The organism is Sphingopyxis sp., from assembly GCF_016793825.1.
Lineage (GTDB): Bacteria > Pseudomonadota > Alphaproteobacteria > Sphingomonadales > Sphingomonadaceae > Sphingopyxis.
Genome location: NZ_JAEULM010000035.1, coordinates 21,247 through 34,995 on the forward strand (window position 1 = coordinate 21,247; position 13,749 = coordinate 34,995).

Here is a 13,749-nt window from a genome sequence, read left to right on the forward strand (position 1 = left end):
GCCGATCGACCGCGCACGCGCGCGGATGCCGAAGCTGCTGAAGCTCGCCGCGATCGGGGCGGGGCTCGGACTGGTTCTCGGTATCAGCGCGGTCGCCCATGCGGCGGGGTCGGGCATGCCCTGGGAGGAGCCGCTCCAGCAGGTGCTGGAATCGGTGCAGGGACCCGTCGCCAAGATCATTGCCGTGATCATCATCATCACGACTGGGCTGACGCTTGCCTTCGGCGAGACCGCGGGCGGCTTTCGCCGGCTTATCCAGATCGTCTTCGGTCTGTCGATCGCCTTTGCGGCGTCGAGCTTCTTCCTTTCCTTCTTCAGCTTCGGCGGCGGAGCGCTGATCGCATGAACGGCGGACCTCGATATAGCGCGCCCGCGATCGAAGGGTTCGAGGCACCAGTGCATCGTTCGCTAGCTGAACCAATCCTGCTTGGGGGCGCGCCCCGCGCGATCGCAATCCTCAACGGCACGCTCGCCGCCGCGCTCGGTCTCGGTCTCCAACAATGGCTCGCGGGGCTGGCGATCTGGGCGATCGGCCACACCGCCGCCGTCATGGCGGCCAAGCGCGACCCCGATTTTGCGCCGGTGCTGATGCGGCACTTGCGCCAGCGTGGGCATCTATCATGCTGATGCTTCACGAATATCGCCGCCGTGCAGACCGGCTCGCGGACCATCTGCCCTGGGCTGCGCTTGTGGGTCCCGGCCTCGTGCTTAACAAGGATGGCAGTTTCAGCCGCGTGCTGGCCTTCCGCGGCCCCGATCTTGAGTCCGCCACCGAGGCTGAACTCCTGTCGGTCTGCGCGCGGGCGAATAATGTGCTGAAACGCCTGGGCTCGGGCTGGGCGCTCCACATCGAGGCCGAGCGGCGCGAAGCGCCCGGCTACCCTGCGAGCGCATTTCCGGATGCCGCCTCCTGGCTCGTCGATGCGGAGCGCCGCGCCGCATTCGAGCGCGCGGAAGCGCATTTCGAGAGCCGCTATTATCTGACGCTCACCTTTCTCGCCGAGGCCGACCAGACGGACAGGGCAGGACGCGCGCTCGTCGAGCGCGGCGAGCGCACCGAGGGACGCGACTGGCGTCAGGCGCTTGCCGCCTTCGCTGCAGAAACCGACCGGGTGCTCGACCTGTTCGCCGGCTTCATGCCCGAGGTGCGGGCGCTGGACGATGCCGCGACGCTCGCCTATCTCCACGGCACGATCTCGTCGCGCCTCCACCCCGTCGCCGTCCCCGAAACGCCAATGTATCTGGACGGCCTTCTCGCCGACACCCAGCTCGTCGGCGGGCTCGAGCCGATGCTCGGCGACCGGCATTTGCGCACGCTCACCATACTCGGATTTCCGAACCTCAGCCGGCCCGCCATTCTCGACGCGCTCAATCACGAGGGCTTTTCCTATCGCTGGGTTACAAGGTTCATCTCGCTCGACAAGACCGAGGCGACGAAAGCGCTGACGCGGCTGCGCCGCCAATGGTTCAACAAGCGCAAGTCGATCAGCGCGCTGCTGCGCGAGGTCATGTACAATCAGCCGGCGCAACTGCTCGACAGCGACGCCGACAACAAGATGCTCGACGCCGACCTCGCGCTTCAGGCGCTCGGCGGCGATCACGTCGCCTTCGGGCATTTGACAGCGACGATCACGGTCTGGGACGAGGATTACGCCCGCGTCGAGGAAAAGGTCCGTAGCGTCGAGCGGATCGTGAACGGTCTCGGCTTCACCGCGATCCGCGAAAGCGTGAATGCGGTGGAGGCCTGGCTCGGCTCGCTTCCGGCACATGTCTACGCCAATGTGCGCCAGCCGCTCGTTCACACTCTCAACCTCGCGCATCTCATGCCGCTTTCTTGCGTGTGGGCTGGTCCCGCCCGGAACGCGCATCTTGGCGGGCCGCCCTTGCTCTACGCAGAGACCAGCGGTGCGACGCCATTTCGGCTTTCGACGCACGTCGGGGACGTCGGTCACATGATGATTGTCGGACCAACCGGCGCGGGCAAGTCGGTGCTGCTCGGTCTCATTGCCATGCAGTTTCGTCGGTATCCGGAAGCGCAAATCTATATCTTCGACAAGGGCTTTTCGGCGCGGGCCGCGGTACTCGCCATGGGCGGCGCGCACCATTCGCTCGGACTGGGCGGAGCGGCGGATGCCGAAATCGACGGCGGCGAGGAGGGCAGGGCGATCGCGTTCCAGCCGCTGCGCGCGATCGACCGGGCCGACGAACGCGCATGGGCGAGCGAATGGGTCGCCTCGCTCCTCGCGCACGAGAAGGTTGCGATCACGCCCGAGGTCAAGGATTCCCTCTGGTCGGCGCTGACCAACCTCGCAACCGTGCCGGTCGAAGAGCGGACGCTCACCGGCCTCGCGCTGCTGCTCCAGTCCGCGCCGCTTCGTATGGCGCTCGCGCCCTATACGATCGAGGGACCGTTCGGGCGGCTGCTCGATGCCGCCGCCGACGATCTCGCCCTGGCCGATGTTCAATGCTTCGAGACGGAGGCGCTCATGGGGCAGGCCGGCGTTGTCGCTCCCGTGCTGAGCTATTTGTTTCACCGGCTCGAGGAACGGTTCACCGGCCGTCCGACGATCCTCGTCCTCGATGAGGCCTGGGTCTTTCTGGACAATGGGATGTTCGCGGCGCGGATCCGCGAATGGTTGAAAGTTCTGCGGAAGAAGAATGTCGCGGTTGTCTTCGCCACCCAGAGTCTCGAGGACATTGCCGGAAGCGCGATAGCGCCTGCGATCATCGAAAGCTGTCCGCAGCGCATATTGCTTCCGAACGATCGCGCCGCCGAGCCGCAGTCCGAGGCTGCCTATGCAAAGTTCGGGCTGAATGCCCGGCAGATCGAACTCATCGCGCGGGCAACCCCGAAGCGCCAATATTATCTGCAGTCGGCGCGCGGGAACCGGCTCTTCGAGCTCGGCCTCGGCCCGATCGCGCTCGCACTTGCCGGCTCTTCCGATCCCGCCACGCAGCAACGGATCGGCCGTATCCTCGCACAGCATGGCAGCGCCGATTTCGCCGCGCATTTCCTGCACGCGAAGGATCTCGGCTGGGGTGCCGACCTGCTCGCCAGCTTTCCCGGATTCCCGTTCCCCCCAGAAGGAGAAGTCGAATGAAGAAGCTTGCCCTTGCCCTGCTCGCCGCCGCGGCCCCGCCGGCGACGATGCTCGTCGCCCCCGCCGCGCTCGCCATCCCGGTCTTCGACAGCGCCAACTATTCGCAGAACCTGCTCACCGCCGCGCGGACACTTCAACAGATCAACCAGCAGATCCAGTCGCTCCAGAACGAAGCGCAGTCGCTTGCCAATCAGGACAGGCATCTCAAGAAAATCGACTTCCCGCAGATGTCGGCGATCGAGCGGCGCCTGCAGGAAATCGACAGGCTGATGGGGCAGGCGCAAGGCATCGACTTCCGTGTCGATCGTCTCGACGAACAGTTCCGCCAGGCCTTTCCAACCAGTTTCGAACATCTCGCCCGGCGGGACACACGGATCGCGGCGGCGAAACAGAAACTGGATAACGAGATGGCGGCCTTCCGGCAGGCGATGAGCGTCCAGAGCGGTATCGTCGAAAATGTGCGGGCAGACGCCGAAGCATTGAAGGCGATCGTGGATCGCAGCCAAGGCGCCGACGGCGGGCTTCAGGCCGCGCAGGCGACGAACCAGCTGCTCGCGCTCGCCGCAAAGCAGCAGTTCCAGATCCAGCAGCTAATGGCGGCCGAGTTCCGCAACGGCGCCTTGGAACGTGCACGCCGCGCCCAAAGCGAGCGCGACGCGCGCGAGTCTACGCGCCGCTTCCTTGGCGACGGCAAGGCCTGGACCCCGCCGCGATAAGCCGAACTCATCCGCTTGGGGCAGGATGGGCCGCACCGCTCCCCCGCCTGCACCTGCCCCGTCGCAGGGGCCGCCGCCGCCCCTCTCCTGGCCGCGGTCCCTGCGACAAAATTATGAAGGAAGCCAAGACGTGGACGATCTCAATGTCATCGACCAGTTCATGGCGACGTTCGTCGCCTATATCGATAGCGGGTTCGGGCTTCTCGGTCCCGATGTTGGCTTCCTCACCACCATTCTGATCGGCATCGATATCACGCTGGCGGGTCTCTTCTGGGCGCTTGGCGGCGAAGACGATGTGATCGCCAAATTCCTGAAGAAGATCCTCTACGTGGGCGTCTTCGCCCTCATCCTGAACAGCTTCCCGACGCTGTCCGAAATCATCTTCCGCTCGTTCGCCGGTCTCGGGCTGACCGCCGGCGGAAGCCGTATATCGGCGGACGAGCTTCTCATGCCGGGCCGCCTCGCCGGCACCGGCTTCGAGGCGGCCTGGCCGCTGCTCGAGCAGGCGAAGGAACTTGTCGGGCCGATCGGCTTCTTCGACAATTTCGTCGAGATCGTCGTGCTCGTCATCGCGTGGATCGTCGTGATCGCCGCGCTTTTCATTCTCGCCATCCAGGTCTTCGTGACCATCATCGAGTTCAAGCTGACCAGTCTCGCCGGTTTTGTCCTCGTGCCTTTCGCGCTCTGGAACCGAACGAGCTTTCTCGCCGAGCGGGTGCTCGGCAACGTGATCAGCTCAGGCATCAAAGTCATGGTGCTCGCCGTCATCGTCGGGATCGGTTCGAACTATTTCGCCGACTTTACCACTGCGCTTGGCGGCGAGGAAATCACCATCGAGCAGGCGGTCTCGCTGATGCTGGCCGCACTCGCGCTTTTCGGGCTTTCGATATTCGGGCCCGGGATCGCCGCCGGCCTCGTCTCCGGTGCGCCGCAGCTGGGCGCGGGCTCCGCCGTCGCGACGACCGCGTTGGCGGCGGGCGGGCTTGCGATGGGGAGCGCCGGCGCCGTCGCGGCAGCGCGGGGCGTCGGCAGCGCCGGTCTCGGCGCGATCAGGGCCGGCACGTCAATGGGCAGCGCCGGAGCCGCCGCCTATAAACTCGGTCAGGAAACGTCGGGCTCTGCGACCATCGGTGCCGGACTGGGGGGAATGGCCACCGCCGCGGGCGGTGCGCTTCGCAACCGGCTTCATGGATCGGTGGGAATTGGCGCGGCAGCGGAGCGCGGGCGAAAAGCCGCTTGGGATGCCGGAACGACTACATCCGCGGGCAGCGCCGCAGCCGCTCCTGCCCCAGCCGGCGGTACGGCGCCAGCGTGGGCCGACCGTCTTCAGAGCCAGCAAAATGCCCGGCACCGCCGCCAGATGGCTCTGCACACCATCAAGGAGGGTGATCGGGGCGGATCGGGCATCACCCCCGACATCAACGAAAGGGATTGAGACATGCGGTTCAAACGCGCGTTGCAGCGCTACGGATATACGCCGGAGCCGGATACCCCCTATTCCCGGGCCGGACAGCTTTGGGACGACCGGATTGGGGCAGCGCGTGTACAGGCGCGGAACTGGCGTCTCATGGCGCTGGGGGGACTGCTGCTGTCGAGCGGTTTGTCGGCCGCGCTCGTCTGGCAGTCGATGCAGAGCCGCGTCATTCCGTACGTCGTCGAGGTAGATACGCTCGGCCGCGCTCAAGCGGTTGCCCCGGCAAGCGACACCTACAAGCCGACCGATCCGCAGATTGCGTGGCACCTCGCCCGCTTTGTCGGCGCGATCCGATCGCGCTCGCTCGATCCGGTGCTGATGCGCGACAACTGGCTTTCGGCTTATGATTTCGCGAGCGCGCGGGGCGCGCTGTTCCTCGGCGAATATGCGCGGGCTTCGGATCCCTTTGCCGAGGTCGGGCAGCGGACCGTGTCGGTCCAGATTACCAGCGTGGTTCGTGCGTCCGACAACTCCTTCAGGGTGAACTGGACCGAGGAGGCTTTCGAGCGTGGAAGTCTCGAGGGAACCTCACGATGGACCGCGGTCTTGACGATCAAGGTCAAGCCGCCGCGTTCGGCCGACGTGCTCCGGAAGAACCCGCTCGGGCTGTACGTCGATGCAATCGACTGGAGCCGCGAGCTCGAAACGCTGGCCCCGCAGACCGGACCAACGCTGCCGTCCGAACCGGCTCCGAGTGCACCGGACGGTGAGAGCAAGGCGGAGGGCGTCCCGCTCGAATCGTCGCTCGCCCCTGGCTTCGCTCGTTCGGCGAGCGCCGACATTGAAGGACAAATCCAATGATCCGAACTCTGATCTTCAGCGCCAGCATGATTTTGATTTCGACATCCGCGTCGGCGCAGTCCGCAGCAAACGTTGCCGCCGCCAACAAGGCAGCGGTCCGCGAACCGGCGGCGAGCGGTTTTGTGCATGCGGTACAAGTATATCCATTCTCGGATGGCGTCCTCTACCGTCTCTACACGGCGCCGGGGCGGATTAGCGACATCGCACTGCAGCCCGGCGAGACGCTGACCTCGGTCGCCGCGGGCGACACAGTTCGCTGGACCGTCGGCGACACGACGAGTGGCAGCGGCGAGAACAAGCGCACGCATATACTGGTGAAGCCGTTCAGCGCCGGGCTGTCGACGAACCTGATCATCTCGACCGACAGGCGCGTCTACCGGATCCAGCTGACGAGCCGTGCTTCCTCGGCAATGCCGGCGATCAGCTGGACCTATCCAGCTGACGAATTGCTTGCCTGGCAGCGCCAACGCGACGCGGCGGAAGCAGCGAAGCCTTTCTCGTCTGGTATCGAGATCGAGAAGCTGAACTTCGGCTACCGGATCAGCGGAGACCGGCCGCCCTGGCTGCCAGTCCGGGCGTTCGATGACGGACGCCAGACCTGGATCGAGTTTCCTCCGTCGATCGCCGTCGGCGAAGCACCGCCGCTCTTCGTTCTGGGCGAGAAGGACGAGGCGCAGCTCGTGAACTATCGTGTGTCGGGGCGCTATTATATCGTCGACCGTCTGTTCGGTGCGGCCGAGCTGCGGCTGGGCGCCAAGAAGCAGAAGGTCGTCCTGATCACCCGGCAGGGGCAGGGCAAATGACCGAGGTCGCGGCCCCTCCCGAAGCTGCCGGGCAGGTTGCTCCCCTGCTGGCGAACTCCGCACCGGCACCGCAGCCGAAGATGGATCCCGAATCCCTCGTCCTCAGAGGGCGACCGGCGCGCGTGACGCGCTTCCGCAGGGGCGTGATCATATCGATCAGTGCGGCGGGCGCTGCGGTCATCGCCGGTGTGTCCTGGCTGGCGTTGGGCTCGTCCACCTCCAGGCCGGATGTCGACCGGGAAGATCGGACATCGGCGGGCGTGCCGATACTGCCTGAAGCCCTCGCCGGCGCGCCGACAGGCTATGGCGATGCTCCGAAGCTCGGGCCGAAATTGCCTGGTGACCTTGGCCGGCCGATCCTGCGGCATCAGCGCGAAACCGACATGGCTTTGTCGGCGGGAGCGGGTGATGATGCCGCGGCAAGCGCGGCGGCAGCGGCGGAGGCCGAACGGCAGCGACTCGCGGCGGAGGAGCGCGCGGCGCGCGAATCCGAAATCATGCTTCGAAGCGGGCGCTCCGCCGCGGCGCCGCCACCGGCTATGGAAGCGTCCTTGAGCGAACCGGCGAGGCAAGGCGCGCCGGAGGATGGCCGCGGAGCCGATCCGAACGGCCAGCTCCGGAAGAATCATCTCGTCGGGCGCCCGAACGAAGCCGACGATGCAAGCCCGCATCGCCTGCGGGACGCTGTTTCGCCTTACGCGCTTCAGGCGGGGAGCATCATTGCCGCGAGCCTGATCACGGGACTGAATTCGGACTTGCCCGGGCTCGTCACGGCGCAGGTAACCGAGAATGTTTACGACAGTGTATCCGGGCGCACGCTTTTGCTGCCGCAGGGCTCGCGTCTCGTGGGCAGCTACGACAGCGTCGTCGCCTATGGCCAGAACCGCGCGCTCGTCGTCTGGCAGCGCATCATCCTGCCCGACGGCTCCTCGATCCGGATCGACAATGTCCCCGCCAGCGATACCCAAGGCTATGCCGGACTTTCCGACCGCATCGACCGCCATACATGGCAGCTTCTGAAGGGTGTCGCGCTGTCAACGCTCCTTGGCGTCGGCACCGAGCTTGGCTCGGGCAGCAGCGAGAGCGATCTTGTCCGCGCCGTACGGGAGTCGGCGCAGCAGAGCGGCGCTCGCGCCGGGGACCAGCTCGTCTCGCGGAGTCTCGACATTCAGCCGACGCTCAAGGTCCGCCCCGGTTGGCCGCTGCGGATCGTCGTTCACAAGGATGTTATTCTCCGGCCTTGGACCGGCGGTTCTTTGGCGACAGCGAAATGACGCAGCTCAAGCTCGGCCCGATCGGGGATGACAAGCCGGTCAAGCTCACCCTCGAGCTGTCCCCCGCGCTCCTTGAGGAAATCGTTCGCTATTCCGAGGCGCACGCGCGCGCGACCGGACGATCGAAGTCGCTCTCGCCCGAGCGGCTGATACCGCCGATCGTCGAGCTATTCATCGCGGGCGACCGGGAATTCATTCGACAGAGGAGAAACTCATGAAGAGCATTTCGATCGGCTCGATCCTGAACCTGCACGACGTCGTGTACCTCAGCAGCCTCTCACGCTCGACGATTTACCGGCAAATAGCTTTGGGAAAATTTCCGAAGCCGGTTCGTTTCGGTCAACGCCGCAAAGGGTGGCGCCGCTTGGAGGTCGAAAAATGGCTCCGTGATCCTGAGCAATTTCAAGCCTGAACCGCGCGGGGCATTGGCTGGCTCCGATTTTGAAGTTGCTCAATCCGGGAGGCGCACATGTCCGGCAACGATCCAATCGTCCAATATTTCGACACTGACGAGGCGGCTCGATATCTGTCGCTCGGAAAAAGCACCCTGGCGAAGCACCGCTGTTACGGCACCGGCCCAACTTATCAGAAAATCGGCAGGCGTGTGCTTTATCGAGCCGCCGATCTCGATGCCTGGGCAGCGACCAAGCGGCGAACGTCGACGTCGCAGATTACCGGACGCGCAGATGCGGCGGTCCTATGAAAGCTCGATGCCTCAGCTACAGTTGCCGCGGATTGCTGATTTCTGGAAAGAGGCCCGCCCGGTATCGAGGGGGGATGATGTTCCGGGCGAGCCTACAGTCAGTCAGCGCGCGGGCACGGCAAAAGATCCCCTCGTTCCGAAATTTTTTCGATCATGCTGATTTCAGCTGCGCCGGGCGAACAGCGGCCAGCGAAAGGAACTGCGTGAACGCCAATGCGTTTCTGAGACGCACGGGATCCGTGGAGGTCGAACCGGTTTGCCGCGTCCATGTGCCACGAAAGGGGAGCCTCGCTGCTCCCCTTTTTCGTACCGCTGCCCCACACGCGGGTAATGGCCTAACCGTGATGAACCAAGCTACTTGATAGAGAGATGCCGCAACCCGGTCAGTCGCCGGTCCTACGATGTTGCGTCGTCAACGGCGACAGCGAGCTTCGCGTCCGCGCGCGTGCTACTGTTGAAAACCTACCTGGATTCAGCTCATTTGCCGAAGTTTGCTTCCAGAGATGCCCAACTCGAAGCAGCCACGTTCGATGACTAATGCGGTGGCCTCGATCGTCGGCCAAAGAGTAAGGATACGCGCGGCCTGTCGGTGAAGGGGGAGCGACATAACGGCGGGTAGGGGAAAGAAACCAATAAGCCCTGCTCCGAGAAATGCCTCACGGGACGGTCGTTTCTTTGCAATGTTGCGATCTCCGGAAAGTACGCACCATCCGCCCTCTGCGCCAAGTGCTTCAATCCAATCGACATCGGGCAGATTGCCGCGGCCGAACTTGTCCTTGATATGCGCGACTTCGTGTCGTCCCGCGAACAATGCGCCAAGACCTCGTCCAAGGACGGGTGGCAGGTTGTTGTCTACGAGGAGCTTCACGCGGCCTTGGGTAGAGCGAGCTGGCTTTCATACGCCAGAGCGTCCCGGACGAGGCGCGGGTTGATCTCGAATATCTCCGCTACCGTGTCGATCGAACCCTCGGCCACGACGGCCTGGGCAAGCCGTGCTGTCGTGATCCCATGCTCGGCGACTATCGGTTGACCGAACGACCGGTCGGGGTCCGCCACAATTGTTTTCTTCCCAGGAAGAAGCCACCAGCGCTCCGCGCCCTCGGGACCGAAATCCAAGTCGGCGAGACTTGGCGCCACGACGCGGCGGAAGACACCTTGCTGATGCTTGAGGTCAATCAGTTCTGGTTCATCAAGATCGCGGGTGATCTCCAAAAAGATCGATTTTCCGTCGGTCTTGAACTGCGAGGTCGAAAACGGATGATCCTGCCCGATGATCCGGCGTGCACGATCAATACAAATGCGAATCGTGGGCAAGCCGATCCGTTTGCCTCGCAACGCATGAACTATCCGAGCTTCAATCAGGTCTCGAAAGCCGAGCAACACGGCTTCATTGACGTGAGGATCATACTGCGGCGTCCACAGGGGCGGCTCATGCTTTGACGCGCCCTCGGCGCCGCCGTGTTCATATCCCAAGAGCCATCGGCGCAGCGTTTTCGGTCCCATGCCGACCATTCTGGCCGCCTCGGGCGCAGTATAGACGCCGATGCCATATGCTGATCGATCCATCATTGCTCTATATGCTTAGGAATTGTGATGCCGCTACGAAAATCGTAAACCCCTGAGATCGCGAGCGGCCACATAGCCTTAACGGCTACCGCGCAATCCTCTTAGACGCCGAGCGCTTGCCCATATCCTCTTCAGCACAAGCGTCGCCCACACACGACCAAACTCGTTTCCGGGCGTCGGGGCGGGCGGATCTGACGAACGCATCGATTCAAGCCGGGGCTTCGGAAGACCCTACTGGCCTGAAGGCGCTGCCTTGCCGGCCGTAGCTCTCTTTGCAGGCTTGAGAACAGAAGATACGTGCGCTCCCCAAGCTGTGAGCGCCTCACGCTTTTCGTCCAGATATGTGTAGCGCTGGTAGGTGCCGGCAACGCCCGGCTTGCGTCGGTTTTGTACAGCCTCGATCCATTCGCCCGGTATCCGCAATTTCTGCATCCCCGTCGCGGCAGACCTGCGCAGGTCGTGAAATCGCCACGGGATGAATGGAGGCGCCTCCTCCTGCGTGACGAGGTTCGCAATCTGCATGTCTAGTTTGCCCTTCCGCCCCGAGAAGCCTTTGACGCGGGTCTTTCCGCCGTCGGTCGTCAGCACAAATCCGGAGCGAGGCCATTTCTTGCCACCCGCGAGTGCGTCGAGCAGTGCGACTGCTTCTTTTGATAGCGGGACGAGATGTTCTCGAGCGTTTTTCGCGCGTGCTGCTGGCAAGATCCATTCTGCCCGCGCCCGGTCCAGCTCCTGCCACTCGAGCGCGCCGACCTCGTCGCGACGCTGGCCTGTCAAAAGAAGCAGGCGCACGAACGCCGAAAAAATCGGCCCGAGATCACCGCTGGCGACCCACACGATCCGAAGCTCGTCATCGCTCAGCACCCGATCCCGACTCGCGGCCGCCGGCGGGGGCTCGAATCCATCTAGTGGGTTGCGATCAATAATACCCCGGCCTTTGGCCCAAGTGATCAAGCGCCTGACGACAGCATAGACATTTCGGCGCAAAGCTGCGCTTTCGCCCGGGAGATCATCGAGAAGGGCGATAATGTCGCTCCCGGTGATCGAGGGGAGGGAGCGCTTTCCAAGCTTCGGCCGAAGATGCACGCGTAAAATTGTTTTGACGAAGCCTTTGGACCTGTCGCGCAAGCCGAGAAGGCCTTTCAACTCGTAGCGATCGGCGATCGCGTCGAAGGTAAGTCCGGACGAAGCGTACTGCTTGCGGCGCTTCTCTTCGGCGGGGTCGGTCCCGAGGCCTATCAGGTGCAGCAGTCGATCCGCTTCCCGACCCGCAAGTTCCGGCGTCCAGCCGGCGCCGTGGACGCCGATCTTATATCGCTTGGTCGGGGATAAGCGGCCTCCCATCCTGTACTGCAGGATATAGATGCGCCGACCAGCCGGTGTAATCTTCACGCCGAAGCCCTTGCGCGCGACGTCCCAGAGGAACGCGTCACGTGGCCCCGGTGCGAGACCCTCTACAGATTTAATCGTGATCTTCCCCGTGGCCATCGACAGTGCATAGCAATCACATAGCAATCACGCGAATGGAAAATCTGGAAACGCCCAGAAATCGTTGGCAAAATTAAATCTAAACTTTACAGTGCTATAGGAACAAAGCGAGCTCTCCGGAAATCACAGGAAATCGCCGTTTGGCAAATTCCTAATCTGGGGGCCACAGGTTCGAATCCTGTCGGGTGCACCATTTCCGTTCAGCTTTGGGCACCAAGTGCGGCGGAGTGCCGATTGCAGCTCGCGACAGAGCGGCTTTCGATCCGGAGATACGGATTTCCCCATGTCCGACTTCGACACGATCAACGAGCAGACGGATATAATCCCTTCGCACTGCCGAGGCCTGGCCGCGCAGCTTATTCCGCATCAATGAGCCGAATTTCACCACAATCTCGGGCGTGATGCGACGCTCGCCATCATCAATCTGCCGTTCCAGAGCATTAATATCGACTGCAATCGCGCGCTTCTGTGCCGCGATGTTGGCAATTTCAGCAGCAACCTGTGGATCGTCAGGGGCGTAAAGGCCGGAGCGAACCAGCTTGATCACGTTGGCGCTTTCGCCATCGAGCAGTGTCAGGCGAGCACGAAGCTGCTTCAGGCCTTCGCGGCGACCGACCTGAACTTCTTCGCTGCGATCGATCCAAGCGGATAACAGCGCTTTGAGCCGGTCGGGGCCGAGAACATGTTCAGCAACAGCGTCCACGACCAGATCGTCGAGCGTATCCATTCGAATGCGCCGACCGGGACATTGAGATACACCGCTCGCGGCGCGTCGATGACAAGCATAGTAGCGGTATCGTCCACCCTTGCCAGTCGACGTCGTCATGCCGCCCCCGCAGCCGTCGCCCCCGCAGCCGCAGATGACGGAGCCTGTCAGAAGATTGCCGTTGGTCTTAACCGCAGCAACTCCCATCTTTGGATCGCGCGCAGTCATCTGCGCCTTGGCGGCATAGAACAGCTCTTCGCTGATCAGCGGAGGAACGGGGATTGGCACCCATTCGTTCTCGGGGCGCGCTTCTCCCGTGCGGGAGTCGCGCTGATTATAGAATGCGACGCCGATGTAAGCGGTGTTGGTCAGAATGGCGTGGACGTTGGACACGCTAAACGGCTTGCCCCGCAGACGTTCACCCCGTTCATTCAAGAGCCGGGCGAGATTCGTGATACCAATTGGTCGGCCCCTGTATCCATGCACGTAGGTTTCAAAGGCAAGGGGAGGGATATGTTGGGTCTCGGGATCAATCACAAGCTTTCTACGGTCTTTGCCCTTGGCTTGAGGGACAGCGACAGTTTTGTAGCCGATTGGCGGTGTCTGACCGTTCCAAAAGCCGTTCGTGGCATTAGCCATCATCGTGCGCTTCACGTGCTTAGAATTTTCTGCGCTATGATATTCATCGAACAGCGCCAGCATGCCGACGGACAAATCCGCAGCGGGGTCATCGCCGAAGGCCTGGGTGATGGAAATGATCCGCACTTTGTGTCGCCGAAGCTTCTCTTTGTATTGCATGAAGTGAAGCGCGTTACGGAACAGCCGCGATAAGGAATGAACGAGGATGATATCGACGGGTCTGTCGTCGCCCATCGCGAGGGCTATCATCGCCTGAAACTCGGTTCGCCCATCCTTGGTGGCGCTTGCGCCCGCGTCGATGAAGGTTGCGGCTTTGCAGGCATCATGTTCGGCGATCCAGCGTTCGGCCCAATCGATCTGATCTGAGATCGACAGCTCATTGTCCGCCTGCTTGCGCGTGGAAACACGGGCATAGATGGCCACCCGCTTTCCTTGATGATCTTTACTCATGCGGGCTTACTCCAAACAGCTCTGCGAT

Annotated in this window: 15 protein-coding genes; 11 read left to right on the forward strand and 4 right to left on the reverse strand. The window is 62.9% G+C overall.

All coding sequences use genetic code 11. From position 1 onward, the window contains the following. The first annotated feature begins 25 nt into the window (after positions 1-25). From JNM03_RS11015 to JNM03_RS11065, 11 genes are all read left to right on the forward strand, one after another. On the forward strand, positions 26-346 hold the full coding sequence (locus tag JNM03_RS11015) for a TrbC/VirB2 family protein (RefSeq protein ID WP_294036678.1): 321 nt from the start codon (positions 26-28) through the stop codon (positions 344-346). Next, positions 343-627: a VirB3 family type IV secretion system protein gene (locus tag JNM03_RS11020; protein ID WP_294036578.1), complete on the forward strand. Its 285-nt coding sequence runs from the start codon at positions 343-345 to the stop codon at positions 625-627. The genes JNM03_RS11015 and JNM03_RS11020 overlap by 4 nt, the downstream gene beginning before the upstream one ends. Further along, positions 621-3,101: a conjugal transfer protein TrbE gene (gene trbE / locus JNM03_RS11025; RefSeq protein WP_294036579.1), complete on the forward strand. Its 2,481-nt coding sequence runs from the start codon at positions 621-623 to the stop codon at positions 3,099-3,101. The genes JNM03_RS11020 and trbE overlap by 7 nt, the downstream gene beginning before the upstream one ends. Further along, positions 3,098-3,817 carry a P-type conjugative transfer protein TrbJ gene (gene trbJ / locus JNM03_RS11030; protein ID WP_294036581.1) on the forward strand — a complete coding sequence of 240 codons (720 nt, stop codon included), beginning with the start codon at positions 3,098-3,100 and terminating at the stop codon, positions 3,815-3,817. Before trbE ends, trbJ begins: the two co-directional genes overlap by 4 nt. Before the next feature lie 130 nt (positions 3,818-3,947). Further along, positions 3,948-5,252, forward strand: coding sequence for a P-type conjugative transfer protein TrbL (trbL, locus tag JNM03_RS11035; protein WP_294036583.1), 1,305 nt, complete (start codon positions 3,948-3,950; stop codon positions 5,250-5,252). A 3-nt stretch (positions 5,253-5,255) separates the two neighbouring features. After that, complete coding sequence (gene trbF, locus JNM03_RS11040) at positions 5,256-6,092, forward strand: conjugal transfer protein TrbF (protein WP_294036585.1); 837 nt, start codon at positions 5,256-5,258, stop codon at positions 6,090-6,092. Next, positions 6,089-6,895: a P-type conjugative transfer protein TrbG gene (gene trbG / locus JNM03_RS11045; protein ID WP_294036586.1), complete on the forward strand. Its 807-nt coding sequence runs from the start codon at positions 6,089-6,091 to the stop codon at positions 6,893-6,895. Before trbF ends, trbG begins: the two co-directional genes overlap by 4 nt. After that, the gene (locus JNM03_RS11050; protein WP_294036588.1) at positions 6,892-8,169 is read left to right on the forward strand and encodes a TrbI/VirB10 family protein; all 1,278 of its coding nucleotides are present in this window, start codon (positions 6,892-6,894) and stop codon (positions 8,167-8,169) included. The genes trbG and JNM03_RS11050 overlap by 4 nt, the downstream gene beginning before the upstream one ends. Beyond that, on the forward strand, positions 8,166-8,387 hold the full coding sequence (locus JNM03_RS11055) for a DUF2274 domain-containing protein (RefSeq protein ID WP_294036590.1): 222 nt from the start codon (positions 8,166-8,168) through the stop codon (positions 8,385-8,387). Before JNM03_RS11050 ends, JNM03_RS11055 begins: the two co-directional genes overlap by 4 nt. Further along, on the forward strand, positions 8,384-8,581 hold the full coding sequence (locus JNM03_RS11060; protein ID WP_294036592.1) for an AlpA family transcriptional regulator: 198 nt from the start codon (positions 8,384-8,386) through the stop codon (positions 8,579-8,581). The genes JNM03_RS11055 and JNM03_RS11060 overlap by 4 nt, the downstream gene beginning before the upstream one ends. Before the next feature lie 57 nt (positions 8,582-8,638). After that, positions 8,639-8,872: a helix-turn-helix domain-containing protein gene (locus tag JNM03_RS11065; RefSeq protein ID WP_294036594.1), complete on the forward strand. Its 234-nt coding sequence runs from the start codon at positions 8,639-8,641 to the stop codon at positions 8,870-8,872. Between the two features lie 472 nt (positions 8,873-9,344). Here the strand turns inward: JNM03_RS11065 and JNM03_RS11070 are convergent, their stop codons facing one another. The 4 genes from JNM03_RS11070 to JNM03_RS11085 all read right to left on the reverse strand — a co-directional run bounded on the left by JNM03_RS11070 (position 9,345) and on the right by JNM03_RS11085 (position 13,721). Then, positions 9,345-9,740 carry a hypothetical protein gene (locus JNM03_RS11070; RefSeq protein WP_294036596.1) on the reverse strand — a complete coding sequence of 132 codons (396 nt, stop codon included), beginning with the start codon at positions 9,738-9,740 and terminating at the stop codon, positions 9,345-9,347. Next, on the reverse strand, positions 9,737-10,441 hold the full coding sequence (locus tag JNM03_RS11075) for a helix-turn-helix domain-containing protein (protein WP_294036598.1): 705 nt from the start codon (positions 10,439-10,441) through the stop codon (positions 9,737-9,739). Before JNM03_RS11075 ends, JNM03_RS11070 begins: the two co-directional genes overlap by 4 nt. A gap of 228 nt (positions 10,442-10,669) precedes the next feature. After that, on the reverse strand, positions 10,670-11,926 hold the full coding sequence (locus JNM03_RS11080; protein WP_294036600.1) for a site-specific integrase: 1,257 nt from the start codon (positions 11,924-11,926) through the stop codon (positions 10,670-10,672). A 151-nt stretch (positions 11,927-12,077) separates the two neighbouring features. Continuing rightward, positions 12,078-13,721 (reverse strand): recombinase family protein, encoded by a 1,644-nt coding sequence (locus JNM03_RS11085; protein WP_294036602.1) that lies wholly within the window; start codon positions 13,719-13,721, stop codon positions 12,078-12,080. Positions 13,722-13,749 lie beyond the last annotated feature (28 nt).